Raw genomic sequence first — 16,574 nt, forward strand, 5'->3', positions numbered from 1 at the left:
GCCAAGAAGCGCCCCGCGGTCGTCAAGTACCAGGAAGTGTCCTCCGCGATCCAGGAAGCGGCCTACTCCGCGATGAGCGGACAGGCCACCAGCGCCGACGCGCTGGCCGCGCTGCAGACGAAGCTGGAAGGCCTGACCAAGGGCTGAGCAGGACCTCGCCAGGGACCCGGTGCCCCGGGTCCCTGGCGCCCTCCTGACACCGATCGTCCCTTTTCCCCGCCGCTGCCTGGAGATCCGCCATGGCCACGCTCGTCGACGCCCCACCCCGACCCGAGTCGCCCGCTCCCCCGAAGACGCACCGCAACGCCGGGGTGAACCGCCTGGCCGCGATGCTGGTGTCGCCGACCCTGCTCGTGCTCGGTCTGGTCGTCGCCTACCCGATCATCTCGGCGCTGCGGCTGGCGTTCTACCAGCGCAACGACGGCATCGACCCCGAGACCGGGGTCCTGCAGACCGGTGACAAGTTCGTCGGGATCGACAACTTCACCGACATGTTCACCGGCGCAACCGCCGACCGGTTCCTCAACGCCCTGTGGAACACCACGACGTTCACCGTCGTCGCCGTCACCCTCGAAGTGGTGCTGGGCGTCCTTATGGCTTTGGTGATGCACAAGGCTTTCAAGGGCCGCGCCCTCGTCCGCGCCAGCATCCTGGTGCCCTGGGCCGTGCCGACCGCGATCGCCGGTCTGCTGTGGCGCTGGATCTTCCAAGCCGACGGCGTCGCGAACGACCTGTTGCCGGGCGAGGCGGTCCTGTGGACCACCGACGGCATCCAGGCGTGGTTCGCCGTCATCATCGCCGACACGTGGAAGACCGCGCCGTTCATCGGTCTGCTGGTTCTGGCCGGGTTGCAGGTGATCTCCAACGAGGTCTACGAAGCGGCCAAACTCGACGGCGCGTCGCCGTGGAAGACCTTCTGGGCCATCACGCTGCCGCTGGTCCGGCCGACGCTGCTGGTCGCCGTGCTGTTCCGCATCCTCGACACCCTGCGGATGTTCGACCTGCCGTACACGCTGATCGGGCCGGGGAAGAACGCGACCGACACAGTCACGATCCTGGCGTTCGAGGAAGCGGTGAAGTTCGGTAACTACGGTCCCGCCTCCGCCTACGCGGTGTTCCTGTTCCTCTACGTGGCGGTCGTCGCCTACGCGTTCGTCAAGCTGCTCGGCGCCGACGTCATCGGGGCCCGGACCGGAAGGAAGAGCCGATGACCGCCACCCTGGACCGCGCCCCCGTCCGGCACCGCAGCCGCTTCTGGTGGGCGCCGTACCTCGGCATCGCCGCCATCGTCGTGTACTGCCTGTCGCCGTTCTACTGGATGTTGGTGTCCAGTCTCCGGCGCACCAACGACATCTTCGACTCGTCTCCGATTCCCGCTCCGCTGTCCCTGGACTCCTACGAGGCGGCGTTCGCGGCCAACAACGGCTTCGTTCGCGCCCTGGGCAACAGTTTCCTGGTCGCCGGGGTCACCACCGTGCTGGTTCTGATCATCGGAACGCTCACGGCGTACGCGTTGGCCCGCCTGGACTTCCGCTTCAAGAATCTGGTCCTCGCGATCATCATCACCACCAGTATGTTCCCCGGCATCTCGCTGCTGGTACCGCTGCTGGAGCTGTTCAGCAACATCGGCTGGATCAACACCTACCAGGCGATGATCGTGCCCAGCATGAGCTTCGCCCTGCCACTGGCGGTCTGGAACCTCACGGCCTTCTTCCGGCAGATGCCGATCGAACTGGAAGAAGCCGCCCAGATCGACGGCTGCACACCCGCGCAGGCCTTCCGCAAGGTCATCCTGCCGCTCGCCGCCCCTGGCGTGTTCACCACGGCGATCATCACCTTCATCGCCGCCTGGAACGAATTCATCATCGCGCTCTCGGTGGTCAACAAGAAAGACCTCAAGACCGCGCCGGTCATCACCAGCCAGTTCACCGGCACCACGCAGTTCGACGCCCCCTTCGGCACCCAGATGGCCGCGGGCGTCATCGTGACCATCCCCCTGGTCATCCTCGTCCTGCTCTTCCAGCGCCGGATCGTCGCGGGTCTCACCGCGGGCGGGGTCAAGTAGCTCAGCGACGCAGTTCCCTACCACCGAGGAGGTTGTGATGGGTCGACGCGCGAAATCCTTTCTGGCCATCATCCTGGGCGCGGCGCTGGCCGTTCCCCTGCTGCCCCAACTCATGCCGGAGGCCGCGGCCGAACCGACCGGCCGACTCGCGGTCGGCGAGGTCGTGGACGTCGCCCCCGGTGTCCGGTCGGGCGACAAGAAGCTGGCCAAGGACGCGTTGCGCGACGACCTGTCGGGCGAGCGGTTCTACTTCGTCATGCCGGACCGGTTCGCCAACGGTGACCCCGGCAACGACCGGGGCGGGTCGGCCGAGACCGACCGGCTCAAGACCGGGTTCGACCCGGCGGACAAGAGTTTCTACCACGGCGGCGACTTACCCGGCCTACGGTCCAAACTGGACTACCTCAAGGGCATGGGGATCACGGCGATCTGGATGACGCCGATGTTCGCCAACCGGTGGGTGCAGGGCAGCGGAGACGACATCTCCGCCGGCTACCACGGCTACTGGACCACCGACTTCACCCGGCTCGACCCGCACTTCGGCACCACCGCCGATATGCAGGCGGTCATCGCGGACGCGCACGCCAAGGACATGAAGGTCTTCTTCGACATCGTCGCGAACCACACCGCCGACGTGATCGACTACGCCGAGGGCAAATACGAGTACCTGAGCACCGGCGCGCAGCCATACCTCGACGCGCAGGGCGACGTCGTCGACATCAAGGCCGCGGCGGGCAAGCCGGACTTCCCCGCCCTGGAACCGAGATCGTCGTTCCCGTACACGCCGGTCTTCCGCTCGCCCGGCGACGCGAACGCGAAGACCCCGTCCTGGCTCAACGATCCCGCGCTCTACCACAACCGCGGTGATTCGACGTTCAGCGGCGAGTCCAACGAGTACGGCGACTTCTTCGGCCTCGACGACCTGATGACGGAGCACCCGAAGGTCGTCAAGGGCATGCAGGACATCTTCACCACGTGGATCGACACCCTCGGCATCGACGGGTACCGGGTGGACACGGTCAAGCACGTGAACATGGAGTTCTGGCAGGCCCTCGCACCCCACGTGAAGGCGTACGCGGCCGCCAAGGGCAAGAAGGACTTCTTCGTCTTCGGTGAGGTGTTCAGCTCCGACACGGCGCTGACCTCGTCCTACACGACCACCGGCCGCATGCAGGCCACCTTGGACTTCCCGTTCCAGAGCGGCGCGCTGGACTACCTGTCCGGCAAGGGTTCCGGCCGACTGGCCGAGGTGCTGCTCGCCGACGACCAGTACACCGACGCCGACTCCAACGCCGCGTCGCTGCCGACGTTCCTCGGCAACCACGACATGGGCCGGATGGCCTGGATGCTCCGGCAGGAACGTCCCGGTGTCACCGAGGACGAGCTGCTCAAGCGGCTCAAGTTGGGCAACACGCTGATGTACCTGTGGCGCGGCAACCCGGTCGTCTACTACGGCGACGAGCAGGGTTTCGCGGGCGGTGGCGGCGACAAGCTGGCCCGGCAGGACATGTTCGCGAGCAAGACGCCGGAGTTCACCGCCGAGAAGTTCGTCGGCAGCGACCGCACGGGCGCTCAGGACAACTTCGTGACCACGCATCCGCTGTACCGCCAGCTCGCCGACCTCGCGTCCTTTGTAGACCGCGATCCGGTGTGGGCCGACGGCAACCAGGTTCTCCGGCTGGCCGAGGGCGACACGCTGGCGTTCAGCCGGATCACTCAGCGGGACCAGCGCGAGTACGTCGTCGTGGCCAACGCGGGCGCGGCGGCGAGCACCGTCGACGTGCCGGTCGGCGCTCCCGGGCGCAAGTTCCGGACCGAACTGCCCACGCGCGGCGATGGTCCGACGAGCGGTCAGGACGGCAAGGTCCGGGTGAGCGTTCCCGCGTTCTCCGCCGTGGTGCTGGCCTCGACCGAGCGGCTGCCCGCGGCGGCGCCGACACCCACGTTGGTGGCTCCCGCAGCAGGCACCGTGCTCGATGACCGGGTCGAGGTGCGTGCCGACGGCGTCACCTCGCCGTTCGCGCAGGCCACGTTCGCCGCGCGGGTCGAGGGGGCGAGCGACTGGACCGTGCTCGGCACCGACGACTCGGCGCCCTACCGGGTGTTCGCCGACGTCTCCAAGCTCGATGGGGCGGCGGTCGGCAAGAAGGTCGAGTTCCGCGTCGTGGCCAAGGACGGCGCGGGCACGCTCGGTGCGGACGGCACGGCCATCAAGCTGGCCGCCGCTCCCCCGCGACCTGGCGGGCCGGGTGGCCAGAGCCCGGATTGGCTGGTCGTGCACTACAACCGTCCTGCCGGCGACTACACGGGCTGGGGCCTGCACGTCTGGGGCGACGTCGAGACGCCGACTGACTGGAGCAACCCGCTGCCCTTCGCCGGTGAGACGCCGTATGGCCGCTTCGCCTGGGTGAAGCTCAAGCCGGGGGCGACGCAGGTCGGGTTCATCACGCACAAGGGTGACGAGAAGGACGGCGGCGACCGGTTCGCCGCGCCCGCCGCGACCCCGCAGGTGTGGCTCAAGCAGGGGCAGGACACGCGGTATCCGAGCGAGGTGGCGGCCACCGGCAAGGCGACCGTGCACTTCCAGCGTCCCTCCGGCGACTACAACGGCCTCGCGGTGCGGGTGCCGGGCCAGGCCGACGTGCCGCTGTCCGGACGCGACACCTTCGGGGCGGTGGCGGAGATCCCAGCCATGGCGACGCCGCTGGACTTCGCCGTGGTGAACGGGTCGAGCACGGTCATGTCGGGCAAGCTCACAGGTGCGGCAGGGTGGGTGCGCGAGGGGTCATCCACCGTCCACCAGAGCCTGGCCGCCGCCGAGAACCGCGCGGTGATCCACTACTCGCGGCCGGATGGCGACTACACCGACTGGGTGCTCTACCACTGGACCGGCTCGCTGGAGCCGAGCCCGGGCTGGACCCAGTCGCGGCCCGCCGACGGGCGCGACGGGTTCGGGATCTACTGGTCGGTGCCGCTCGCTGCGGGCGCGGCCGGGCTGAGCCACATCATCCACAAGGGCGACACGAAGGACCCGGGCAGCGACCAGTTCCTCGACGTCGGCGGCACCGGGCACGAGGTGTGGTTCCTCTCCGGCTCCGCGCGCGCCGACGGCTCGGCGAACTACGTGCTGCCGCCGTCGACCGCTCCGGCCGCGGACGTGGACCTGGCCAAGGCGAAGGCGATCTGGGTCAGCCGCGACAAGCTGGTCTGGGACATCCCCGCGGTCGCCACCGACGGCTACCAGGTGCGCTACGACGCCGACGGCCGGATCACCGTGCTCGACGGGCAGGTCCAGGGCGGCAAGGTGCTGCGGCTGCAGCCGAGCGGCGCGTTGGCAGGCGACCTGGCGGCGAAGTTCCCACACCTCGCGGGAAAGCCGACGTTCCAGGTCCGCGCGGCCGACACCGGCCGGATCGACGAGGCGCTGCGGGCACAGCAGGCCGCCGTCCACCTCGACGCGAGCGGCGCTGTCCGGCACGCCACAGGAACCCAACTCGCCGGCGCGCTGGACGACCGGTACGGCACGGAGGCGACGAAGCACAGCTACCGGCCCGGTTTCTCCGGCGACCAGGTTTCGACCCGGCTGTGGGCGCCGACCGCGCGCTCGGTGAGGCTTCGGCTGTTCGGCACCACGGCACCCGCGCGCGACGCGCAGCCTTCTCAGGTCGTCGACCTGGTCCGCGACGACCTGACGGGGTCGTGGTCGGGCAGTGGGGCTTGGCGGGACCGGTACTACCAGTTCGAGGTGGCCGGCTGGTCGGTGCCGGAGAACAAGTTCCGCACCGTTGTGGTCACCGACCCGTATTCGGTGGCGCTGTCGGTGGATTCGACGCACTCGCAGTTCGCCGACCTCGGCGGCGCGAGCGCGAAGCCCGCGGGCTGGGACCAGCAGGTGGCGCGCGGGCTCGGTGGGGACCCGACCGAGCACGGCATCACAGAACTGCACGTGCGTGATTTCTCGATCTCCGACAACACCGTTCCGGAGGGCGAGCGCGGTACGTACCGCGCGTTCACCCATCGGGATTCGGTCGGGATGAAGCACCTGAAGTCGTTGGCGGAGGCCGGGATGGACACCGTGCACCTGCTGCCGACGTTCGACATCGCCAGCATCCCGGAGCGCCGCGCCGACCAGCAGCGACCCGAGTGCGACCTGGCGTCGATGCCCGCCGACTCGCCGCGGCAGCAGGAGTGCACCAGTGCCGCCGCGGCCCGCGACGGGTTCAACTGGGGCTACGACCCGCTGCACTACGACGTCCCGGAGGGCTCCTACGCCACCGACGACGCCCAGTCCGGCCCGGCGCGCGCCCGGCAGTACCGCGAGATGGTGCAGTCGCTGCACGACAACGGGAACAAGGTCGTGGTGGACGTGGTCTACAACCACACCACAGCCTCCGGCGACGCGGCGAACTCCGTGCTCGACAAGGTCGTCCCCGGCTACTACCAGCGGCTCGGCCTCGACGGCGCGGTCGCGAACTCCACCTGCTGCGCCAACACGGCCACCGAGAACGCGATGATGGGCAAGCTCGTCGTCGACTCGGTCGTGCACTGGGCGCGGACGTACAAGGTGGACGGTTTCCGGTTCGACCTGATGGGCCACCATCCGAAGTCGAACATCCTGGCGGCACGGGCGGCGCTGGACGCGCTGACCGTGGACAAGGACGGTGTGGACGGCCGCGACATCCGGATCTATGGAGAAGGCTGGGACTTCGGCGAGGTCGCGGGCAACGCCCGGTTCATCCAGGCCACGCAGCCCAATATGGCGGGGACCGGCATCGCCACGTTCAGCGACCGCCAACGCGACGCAATGCGCGGCGGGGGTCCGTTCGACGAGGACCCACGGGTGCAGGGTCTGGCCTCCGGTCTGGCCGGAGACCCCAACGGTTCCCCGGCCAACGGCGACACCGCGGCACGGTTGGTGAACTACACGGACCTGGTGAAGCTCGGCATGGCGGGCAACCTGGCCGACTTCCGCTTCCGCTCCACGGCGGGCGCGGAGGTCCGAGGCCGGGATGTCTCCTACAACGGCTCCCCCGCCGGCTACACGGCCGCTCCGGGAGAGGTCATCGCCTACTCCGACGCCCACGACAACGAGACGCTCTTCGACGCTTTGGCTTTGAAGCTGCCTACCGGCACGTCGATGGCCGACCGAGTCCGAATGCAGAAGATCGCCCACGCGCCGGTGCTGCTCGGCCAGGGCCAACCCTTCATGCTGGCGGGCAGCGAGTTCCTTCGCTCGAAGTCCCTGGACCGCAACAGCTACGACTCCGGCGACTGGTTCAACCTGTACGACCCGTCGCTGCGGGACAACGGGTTCGGCCGGGGCCTGCCACCGGCGGCCGACAACCAGGCGAAGTGGCCGTACATGGGTCCGGTCCTGGCCACCGCGACGGTCAGGCCGACATCGGTGGATATGCGCCGGGCCGTGGACGACACGCTTGAGATGCTGCGGATCCGGCAGTCGTCACCGTTGTTCACCCTGGCCGACGCCGGTGCGGTGCAGGAGAAGCTGTCGTTCCCGGCCGCCGAGTCCGGGCTGGTCGTCGCGTACTTGGACGACACGGTCGGCGCGGATGTCGATCCTGGGCGGCGTGGGTTGTTGGTTGTGGTGAACCCGTTCCCCGGTGAGAAGACGGTGTCGGCGCCTGGGACTGAGTGGACGGCACATCCGCTGAGTGCGGACGCCTCGCGCGCCGCGATCGGTGATGGTTCGGTGACTGTGCCGGGTCGGTCCGTGGTGGTCCTGTCCAGGTAGTCCCTCGGTGGCGCCAGCCTCACAGCACCGCGTGCTGTGAGGCAGGCGCCGCCCCATCGGATGCCCGAGCTCTGCCTGCCATATAGCGACTGCCGCACCGAGGTGTCAGGCAGGGCCTAGTCAGCCGGGCGCGGCCGCTCCACCCTGGCCGCCAGCATCTTCGGCGCCATGATGCAGAAGCTCTCCGTCAACAGCTCCTCGACCTCGCCCCAGTCCGGGTCCGCCGAAAGCACGATGCCGAGAGCATTCCCAGCCCAGTCCGGCTTGAAGAACGGATGCCCCATCGCGCGCAGCGCATCGATCTCCGGGAGCGGGGCACGGAACGTCATCACCGTCACCGGACCTGCATCGGCCGCCGCCCGGGCGTACGCGGGCGGATGCCCCGACGCGATCGTGACCACGTGCGCGAACGTCCGCTTGCGCACCCGCCACCGCGTCCCCGCCCACGCGGGCTCCTCATACGCGTCGGGCAGCGCGAGGCACACCGCCCTGAGTTCGGCGAGGATCGCCTCCGGCACGTCGGCATAGTCGGGCATGTCCGGAAACTACCGCCGACCACCGACATTTGCTGTCCACCGAGGCGGCTATGCCCGGGGGTCCCACCGGAAGTACCGCCGCCCCACCGCGACCGTCGCAACCGTCCACACGGCCATCGCGCCCAGCGGCCCCCAGGCGGACCCGCCCTCGAAGCCTGCCCGCACCAGCGCCGCGGTCGCACCACCGGGAGCGGCCAGCATCAACGGGGTCACGGTCGGCGACGACAGTGCCCACATCGCACCCCCGAAAGTCGCCGCGAACAGCGGTGTCGTGGTGAGCTGGGCGGTCTCGGCGGTCGTGGTGAACGACGCCGTGGCCAACGCCGCTCCCGCCGCCACAACCGTCCCACCGACGATCCCTGCCGCCAAGGCCAACAGGTCACGTGGCATCGGCGCGTCCGCGATCACCGCGATCGTGGGCAGCAGCGCCCCCTGGACCAGTCCCAGCACCACCATCGGCGCCATGACCCCCGCCAGGATCACCGGCTCGGACGCCTCGCCGCCGCGCAGCCGCTTGAGGGAGAGATCCTGGCGGCGGGCGACGAGCGCGGTGGTCGCGCTGATGTAGACGGTGAGGCCGTGCACGACCAGCAGCTGCATCGTGATCGACCCGGCCCAGTCGCCACCGCCGCGCGTCAGCGCGAAGCCCACGCCGATGGCCAGCGGCATCGCCAACCCGAGTGCGGCGGCGGTCTTGTTACGCAGCAGCAGGACCAGTTCGACCCTGGCCAGCACGGCGACGCGGTTCATGCCGCCACCGCCGCGTGGTGCGAGACGCCGTGGAAGACGTCGGCCAGCGAGGCGTGGTGGGCACGCAGCCTGCCGAGTTGGATGCCGTGGTCGGAGGCCCAGCGGAGCACCACCGCCAGGTCGTCCTGCAGCACCCGGGTGCGGATCTCGATCCGGCCCTTGCGGAACGCGTCGGGGTCGATTCGGCCCGCGACGCCGGGCAGACCCGGGAACGCGACACCGTCGGGTCGGGTGAAGCAGATCCGCGACGCCTCCCGTTCCAGGACGTCCACCAGGGAGCCGGACACCTCGATGCGGCCCTCGTGCATGATCGCGATGCGGTGGGCCAGGTTCTCCGCCTCCTCCAGGTAGTGCGTGGTGAGCACGATCGACGTGCCGTGGGCGAGCAGGTCGCGCAGGATCCGCCACGTGCGCGCGCGGGACTCCGGGTCCAGGCCGGTGGTCGGCTCGTCAAGGAACAGCACGTCCGGCCTGCCGAGGGTGGCCAGGGCGAGGTCCAGCCGCCGGCGCTCGCCGCCGGAGAGCGCCTTGACGCGCACGTCGCGGCGGTGCGACAAGTCGACCATGGCCAGCGACTCGTCCACTTGGGACGGACGGCTGGTGAGGCCGCGCCACAGGGTCACCGCCTCGCGGACGGTCAGGTCGCCCGGAAACCCCGACTCCTGCAGCATCACCCCGGTCCGCGGCCGCACCCGGGCCCGGTCCGCGGCGGGGTCGAGACCGAGCACGCGCACGCTGCCCGCGCTCGGCGTGCGCAGGCCTTCGAGGACTTCCATGGTGGTGGTCTTGCCCGCGCCATTGGTGCCGAGCAGGGCGAACAACTCCCCCGGCTGGACGACGAAGTCGATGCCGCGCACGGCCTCGAACCCGCCGTAGCGGCAGCGCAGCCCGACCACATCGATGACTGGCTCATTCATGGGTCAAGCGTCGCGGGCCGGCATCGGAGCCGGTAGGCGCGAAGATCACTCGTGGTCGGTGGGAACGCCGGTCCTCCCGTGACAAATGTCAGGTTCCTGACCGATGCCGGCGCCGGACGGGCCGTGACCGCCGTACATTCTGCTGGTGCGGACACCATTGGAGCGGATGCGCAAATACACTGTCTGGACGCTGGTGGGCGCCGCGGGGATCATCGCGCTGCTCCTCGCCGCCGAGGTTCAGCTGCGCAGCCCGTGGCTGCTGGTGTGCGTGGCGGTCGTCGTGCCGCAGTACGTGCGGATCAGCGCGATCGCGATGCCCGGGCTGGGTATCCGCGGCGCGAAGCCCTGGGAGATCCCCGCCACCGCCGTCGTCGCGGTGGGCGCGTGGTGGGCGAGCCTCACGACCCTGCCGCTGGGTCTGGGCTGGGCCATGCTGCCCGCGAGCATCCTGGCCGCGGTCGCCGCCTGCCACACCGGCGCCACCCGATGGGCTGTCACGGTCCTGGGAAGCGCGTTGATCGGGTTGTCCGGCCTGGGCGCGGCCAAGCTGGCGGGCACGACGCCGGACGATCCCGTGCCATGGACGCTGGTCATCTCGGCGTTCAGCGTCGTGTTCGTGCTGAGCAACCTCATCCAGGTGTGGCTGTGGTCGGTGATCCGCCAACTCGACGACGCCCGGGCGCTCGCGGCCGACCTCGCGGTGGCCGAGGAACGCCTGCGCTTCGCCGCCGAGCTGCACGACGTGCAGGGGCACCACCTGCAGGCCATCGCTTTGAAGGGTGAACTCGCGGAACGTCTCATCGGCCACGACGACGACGCCGCGCGCACCCAGGCCGCCGCGGTCAGCGAGTTGGCCCGGCAGGCGCTGCGCGAGACCCGCGGCGTCGTGCACGGCTACCGCCGCACCAGCCTGTCCACCGAGATCGGCAACGCCGTCGACATCCTGCGCGCGGCGGGAATCGCGGCGGCGGTCGACGGCGACGCCACCCTCGTCCCGCCCGCGCTGCAGCCGCTGTTCGGCGCGCTGGTGCGTGAGGGGACCACGAACATCCTGCGGCACACCACCGCGGGCGTGTGCGATCTGGTGGTGTCGGTGGCCGACGGGCGGGCGCGGGTTCGGCTGAGCAACGACGGTGTCCGACCGAGGACCGGCGATCCCGGCAGTGGCATCGACAGCCTGCGTGAGCGGTTCGCCGCCATCGGCGGGCAGCTGCGCACCGAGGACACAGGCAGCCGGTTCGCGCTGGTCGGCGAGGCGGCCGTCGGATGATCCGGGTGGTGCTGGCCGACGACGAGGACCTCATCCGCGGCGCGCTCGCTGCGCTGCTGGAGTTGGAGCCCGACATCACGGTGGTGGCCGAGGTGAGCGACGGCGACGCGGCGCTCGCCGCCGTGGAGCGGCTGTCGCCGGACATCGCCGTGCTTGACCTGGAGATGCCCCGGCGCGACGGGGTCGCCGCCGCGGAGGCGATCGGCAACCGTGCCGCGGTGGTGATCGTGACCCGGCACGCGCGACCGGGGGTGCTCAAGCGGGCGCTGGCGGCGGGGGTGCGTGGGTTCGTCCCGAAGACGACCCCGGCGTCGCGGCTGGCGACGATCCTGCGTGACGTGCACGCGGGCGGGCGCTACGTCGACTCGGAGATCGCGGCCACCGCGCTGACCGAGGACACCTGCCCGCTGACGGCCCGGGAACTGCAGGTGCTGCGCCACACCCGGCGCGGCGGGTCGGTCCAGGACATCGCTCGGAGCGTCCATCTGGCCAACGGCACGGTTCGCAACTACCTGTCCTCGGCGATGGCCAAGCTGGGGGTCTCGTCGCGGCACGACGCCGCCAGGGTCGCGTGGGATGAAGGCTGGATCTAGGGCTGGTCCTCGTCGTCGACCCACTCGAGCAGGTCACCGGGTTGGCAGTCGAGCACCTTGCACATGGCCTCGAGGGTGCTGAACCGCACCGCCTTCGCGCGGCCGTTCTTCAACACCGCGACATTCGCGGGGGTAAGCCCGACCCGCTCGGCGAACTCCCCGACACTCATCTTGCGCTTGGCCAACTCGACGTCGACGCGGACCACGATCGGCATCAGATCACCGCTTCCATGTCGGCCCGCAGCGTGGTGGCCCGCCGCAGGAGCGCGCGCATCACCACCATCAGCAAGCCCAGCACGGTGGCGCCCACCGACAGCAGGAAGATCAGAAGCGGCAGCCCGGGGTCGTCGGCGTTGAAGCCGACGTAGAGGAAGACACCCACCAGCACGACCCAGCCCGCGGCGATGGCCCACACGATCGCGTCCACCCAGCCGAGGGCGGCGTCGCTGAAGATGCGGTCGTCCCTGACCAGGGAGAGCAGCTTCCAGGTGCACACGATCACCACCTGGACGCACAGCACCCAGAAGATCGTGACCGCGGTCGCCGGCCACCGAAGGTAGGCGAAAATCAGGCAACTCCTGAGCCATGTGTGCGAACTTGCCAGGGAGGGACATGATCTGGAAGAGGACCAAGATCCCGAACAGCATCACGAGGAAGATCCTGAGCAGGGTTGCAGCTAGACGTTCTGTGGTCATGCATCGAATATCGGTGGTTGCCTATTGAAAGTCATTCGTTACCTATCGACCCACGTTCGGATCCGTTGCGCGATGCCAGCCGCCCGCGCGGACGGGCAGCCGGAGAACGGCTGCGGCTCAGCGGATCGCCTTGCTGCTCGACATGAAGCCAGGCCCCGCCACGCCTGAACGCCGGGCGTGGCGGGGCGGTTGCTCAGCAGTTGCCGGAGGCTGAGGCGCCTGCGAGTCGGTCGGCCACCCACTGGGTGACCAGCGGACTCAGATAGGCGGCGGTTTGGGAATGGCCGCCGGTATCGACCTGCCAGTAGGTGAGTTTGGCGCCCTTGCCGCACCACTGCGGCCGCAGCGCGGCGCTCACCGCCACGGGGATGATCTCGTCGCCGGTCGAGTGGTACATCAGCGTCGGCGCCGTGGGCGCGCGGGTGCCGAGGTTCTGCTCGGCGAGCCGGGCGCTCCACTCGGGACGGTTGAGAACGTCGGTGGTCGTGTAGTCGGCGAGCCGGCGGTTGGCGTACTTGCCGAAGTCCGATCCACAGTCGTCCCGGATGTCGGCGTAGGCGGCGTGGCCGGCGGCGTTGAGGTAGTTGGTCAGCGCCAGTTCCGGGTAGGCGGCGTTGAGCCCGACACCCGCGGCGAGGACCAACCCGAAATTCGCACCGCCGTCGTTGGCGTCGGCGACACGACGCAGATCCGACGGCGCCGCGCCGACGGCGAAGCCCTTGATGTTCAGGTCCGGGGCGTAGGCCGGGGCGATCTCCGCGGCCCACCCGGCGGTCTGTCCGCCCTGTGAGTAGCCGACCACCGCGACCGGCGCCTTCGGCGACAACCCGGCGCCAGTCAGCCGAGTGCTCGCGCGGACAACGTCCAACACGGCGTTGCCTTGCGCGCGGCCCGCGGTGTAGGTGTGGTCGCCCGGCGTGCCAAGGCCTTCATAATCGGTGACCGCGACCGCGAAACCCTTGCGGGCGTACTGATGGATCAGCCCACCCTCGAACTCAGTGCCGCGCTGCAACCCGACCGAAGGCGCGCACTGGTCGCCGAGACCGTGGGTGCCGGGCCCGTAGCCCACGATGGCACCGGTCCGTTCGTTGGGAACGATCACCGTGCCACTGACCGCAGTGGACGCCCCGGTGGCGGACGTCGAACGGTAGGTGATCTTCCAAACCCGGGCGTACTCGAACCCGGGCGCCCAGATGGTTTGGGCGCTGACGATGTCGCCCGCCCTGGCCGCCGAGCCGGCGGGTTCAGCGGCGGCCGGGACGGCGAGGGTTGAGCCGACCAGAGCCAAGGCCGCCAGGGAGACTACTTTGCGCGAACGGGTCATGCGCTCCTCCTTGAGCGTCGATCCGACGGTAAACATGAAAGCCTTTCGCCCTTACTTGCCAGTACCGCTGAACGGGCGAACCGGGACCGCCGGGTGGTGGGGTTCACCCAGTGGGTCGCGTGGGGGCGACGAATTGGACGGGCGGGGGTTTGGCGGGACGGGCGGTGCAGCGGGTCGAGGACACCGCGATCCGAGGGACACCGCGATCCGAGGGACACCGCAGTCGGTGAAGGACTGCTGCCACTGAACGGGCGAACCCGGGCCGGGTGGCGTGGTTCACCTAGTGGGCCGTGCGGGTTGGCGCGGCAATCTGGACAGGCGGTTTCGGCGGAACACGCGAGGCAGCGGATCCAGGACACCGCGACCCAAGGGGGCACCACGGTCGGCCGAAGGACTACTGCCGCCGAACGAATGCTGGGCTCGGTCAGCGGTGGCGGGGTGGCATTGGGTTTGCTCGATAGGCGCTGGGTCGCGGCGCCTGGGGCGCGGTGTGCCGGGTGCGGTGTGCCGGGTGCGGTGGCGTTCTTCGGCTAGGGGCGCGGTGGGTGATCGGCGGGCGCCTTTCGCGCCGGGAGTAGATCGTGGTCTGCCAAGGGTTTGCTGGTTCGACCGTCGCGCATAGTCACGGTTTTGTCGGCGAGGTCCAGGTGTTCGACGTCGTGGGTGACCACGACGGTCGCTGTCGCCGATTCCTTCGTGATCTCGCGCAACAGGGTCATCACCTGCCTTCCGCGCTCCCGGTCGAGCGCCGAGGTGGGTTCGTCGACGAGGAGGACCGCCGGGTCGCCCATGAGGGCACGGGCGACCCCGACCCGCTGCCGTTCGCCGCCCGAGAGTTGATGGGGTCGGCGGTGTTCTTTGCCGGTCAGGCCAACCCTGTCCAACAGTTCGTGTGCCCGGTCTTCGCGCGGCCGCCCGACCATGGTGCCGACCAGCATGAGTTGGTCGAGCGCGGTCAGCGAGGCGAGCAGGTTCGACTGCTGGAACACGAATCCGATCCGCTCCCGCCGGACTCGGTCGCGGGCGGCCGGGCTCCGCGCGCTGACGTCTTGGCCCGCGATGCGGACCGTGCCTGAGGCTGGGGTGACCAGCAGTCCCGCGACGGCGAGCAGGCTCGACTTCCCCGAACCGGACGGGCCGGTCACCGCGACCAACTCGCCCGCTTCGACGGTGAGCGCGGCGTCGTCGAGGGCGACCAGGTCGCGGTCGCCGTCGGGGTAGAGCAAGCGTAGGGATTCCAGCCGCAACGTCATCGAGACACTCCCAGTGCAGTCAACGAACCAACGATGGTCACGCGGTCAAGGCCGACCAAACCGCGATCGCCGTCGAGGCAAAGCAAGCACGGCGACTCCAGCCGCAACGTCATCAAGACACCCCCAACGCAAACCACGAACCAACGATGGTCACGCGGTCGAGGGCCACGAGGCCGCGGTCGCCGTCGGGGTAGAGCAAGCGCAGGGATTCCAGTCGCAACGTCATCGGGACGCTCCCTGTGCGGTCAACGAACCAGCGGGGGGAACGCGGTCGAGGGCGACCAAACCGCTGCCGCCGTGGGGGTACGGCGGGTAGGGCAGGTCGACGGATTGCAGTCGCGAGGTCATCGGGAGGCTCCCAGTGCGGTCAGTGGGTCGACGGTGGTCACGCGGCGGACCGCTATGGCGGCGCCGGATATGCCGACGGTGATCATGAGGGTCAGGGGAATCAAGACGGTTCCGCCGTCGACGACGAACGGGACCGCCTGGCGGGCCAACAGGCCCAACCCTGTCGCTGCCGCCGCTCCGGTGACGGTGCCGAGGGCGAGCACCACGGCGGCCTGTCCCAGGGCGTCCCGCAGGAGGTAGCCGCGCGAGGCTCCCATGGCTCGGACGACGGCGAGGTCCGGGCCGCGTTGCATGGTCCAGACGGTGAAGAAGGCGCCGACGACCAAGGCAGAGACTATGAGCAGCAGCACCCTGATCATGGTCAGTGAGCCCTGTTCGGCGGCGTACCCACCGACGGCGTCGTACGCGTCCTCCCTGGTGAGCACCAGCGTCCCGGTGGCCGCTCCGATGTCGGCGGGGTCTGCGGGGTCTGCGGTCAGCTCCAGCAGGACGCCGGTAAGGCTCTCGGAGCGGGCGATCTTGTGCCAGGTGCCGATGGCCGTGTGCACCACTGGGAGGTGGCTGAACGATGTCTCGTCACCCACGGCGGCCACGGTCAGGCGCTGCCCGCCGAGTTCGACCTCGGTGCCCGGGGCCACTCCGAGACTGTCGGGAACGCGCACTTGGTCGGGTAGGAGCGAGCTGTCGGTGCCGAACACGCTGACCGGGGCGGTCTTGTCACCGGCGGTCAGCCTGCTTGTGCTGATACCCAGCGGCCGGGCCGCGCGGACGCCGGGTTGGGCGCCGAGGCGATCGACAGTGTCGACGGGCAGTGCGCTGAGGGCGAACTGCGGGTCGGTCTGGCCGGGCGGAGCGGCGAGGGCGACGTGCTCAGTGGGGAGCGCGGAGATGGCGGAGACGCTCGCCGCGCCGAGTCCCGAGGTCAGACCGGTCAGGAGGACGACCATCAGGGTCATCAGGCTGATGACCGCGCCGAGCAGCGCGAATCGGCCTCGGGCGAAGCGGAGGTCTCGCAGGGCGATGAACATGGCTCCAGCGTGGCGTGGCGTGGGATCTCCGGCATCCGTCGAG

The 16,574-nt window shown here is 69.7% G+C and carries 13 protein-coding genes; 5 read left to right on the forward strand and 8 right to left on the reverse strand.

What is annotated here, in order from left to right:
• Positions 1-239 precede the first annotated feature (239 nt).
• From GPZ80_RS08870 to pulA, 3 genes are read left to right on the forward strand one after another with little or no spacing between them, the layout of a single operon-like run.
• Positions 240-1,211 (forward strand): carbohydrate ABC transporter permease, encoded by a 972-nt coding sequence (locus tag GPZ80_RS08870; protein ID WP_187219817.1) that lies wholly within the window; start codon positions 240-242, stop codon positions 1,209-1,211.
• The gene (locus GPZ80_RS08875; RefSeq protein WP_187219818.1) at positions 1,208-2,065 is read left to right on the forward strand and encodes a carbohydrate ABC transporter permease; all 858 of its coding nucleotides are present in this window, start codon (positions 1,208-1,210) and stop codon (positions 2,063-2,065) included. Before GPZ80_RS08870 ends, GPZ80_RS08875 begins: the two co-directional genes overlap by 4 nt.
• A 37-nt stretch (positions 2,066-2,102) precedes the next feature.
• Positions 2,103-7,817 (forward strand): pullulanase-type alpha-1,6-glucosidase, encoded by a 5,715-nt coding sequence (gene pulA / locus GPZ80_RS08880; RefSeq protein WP_187219819.1) that lies wholly within the window; start codon positions 2,103-2,105, stop codon positions 7,815-7,817.
• A gap of 116 nt (positions 7,818-7,933) precedes the next feature.
• On the opposite strand, the gene GPZ80_RS08885 is transcribed toward pulA, so the two are convergent.
• Genes GPZ80_RS08885 through GPZ80_RS08895 form a run of 3 tightly spaced genes read right to left on the reverse strand, consistent with a single transcriptional unit; the run spans position 7,934 to position 10,020 of the window.
• Positions 7,934-8,353, reverse strand: a complete 420-nt coding sequence (locus tag GPZ80_RS08885; protein WP_187219820.1) for an MmcQ/YjbR family DNA-binding protein — start codon at positions 8,351-8,353, stop codon at positions 7,934-7,936.
• A 48-nt stretch (positions 8,354-8,401) separates the two neighbouring features.
• Complete coding sequence (locus tag GPZ80_RS08890) at positions 8,402-9,103, reverse strand: ABC transporter permease (RefSeq protein WP_187219821.1); 702 nt, start codon at positions 9,101-9,103, stop codon at positions 8,402-8,404.
• Complete coding sequence (locus GPZ80_RS08895) at positions 9,100-10,020, reverse strand: ABC transporter ATP-binding protein (protein WP_187219822.1); 921 nt, start codon at positions 10,018-10,020, stop codon at positions 9,100-9,102. Before GPZ80_RS08895 ends, GPZ80_RS08890 begins: the two co-directional genes overlap by 4 nt.
• 166 nt (positions 10,021-10,186) lie before the next feature.
• On the opposite strand from GPZ80_RS08895, the gene GPZ80_RS08900 reads away from it, so the two are divergent.
• Complete coding sequence (locus tag GPZ80_RS08900) at positions 10,187-11,290, forward strand: sensor histidine kinase (RefSeq protein ID WP_246476915.1); 1,104 nt, start codon at positions 10,187-10,189, stop codon at positions 11,288-11,290.
• Positions 11,287-11,883 carry a response regulator transcription factor gene (locus GPZ80_RS08905; RefSeq protein WP_187219823.1) on the forward strand — a complete coding sequence of 199 codons (597 nt, stop codon included), beginning with the start codon at positions 11,287-11,289 and terminating at the stop codon, positions 11,881-11,883. The genes GPZ80_RS08900 and GPZ80_RS08905 overlap by 4 nt, the downstream gene beginning before the upstream one ends.
• Here GPZ80_RS08905 and GPZ80_RS08910 read toward each other — a convergent pair.
• From GPZ80_RS08910 to GPZ80_RS08930, 5 genes are all read right to left on the reverse strand, one after another.
• On the reverse strand, positions 11,880-12,098 hold the full coding sequence (locus GPZ80_RS08910) for a helix-turn-helix domain-containing protein (RefSeq protein WP_187219824.1): 219 nt from the start codon (positions 12,096-12,098) through the stop codon (positions 11,880-11,882). The genes GPZ80_RS08905 and GPZ80_RS08910 overlap by 4 nt on opposite strands.
• Positions 12,098-12,403, reverse strand: coding sequence for a DUF2975 domain-containing protein (locus GPZ80_RS32550; protein WP_312880214.1), 306 nt, complete (start codon positions 12,401-12,403; stop codon positions 12,098-12,100). Before GPZ80_RS32550 ends, GPZ80_RS08910 begins: the two co-directional genes overlap by 1 nt.
• 368 nt (positions 12,404-12,771) lie before the next feature.
• Entirely contained in the window at positions 12,772-13,902 is a 1,131-nt protein-coding gene (locus tag GPZ80_RS08920; RefSeq protein ID WP_187219825.1) for an alpha/beta fold hydrolase, read from the reverse strand.
• A gap of 530 nt (positions 13,903-14,432) precedes the next feature.
• On the reverse strand, positions 14,433-15,155 hold the full coding sequence (locus GPZ80_RS08925) for an ABC transporter ATP-binding protein (RefSeq protein ID WP_187219826.1): 723 nt from the start codon (positions 15,153-15,155) through the stop codon (positions 14,433-14,435).
• Between the two features lie 344 nt (positions 15,156-15,499).
• Positions 15,500-16,531 (reverse strand): ABC transporter permease, encoded by a 1,032-nt coding sequence (locus GPZ80_RS08930; protein ID WP_187219827.1) that lies wholly within the window; start codon positions 16,529-16,531, stop codon positions 15,500-15,502.
• Positions 16,532-16,574: the final 43 nt, after the last annotated feature.

The sequence above is a fragment of the Actinokineospora xionganensis genome (assembly GCF_014323725.1).
GTDB lineage: Bacteria > Actinomycetota > Actinomycetes > Mycobacteriales > Pseudonocardiaceae > Actinokineospora > Actinokineospora xionganensis.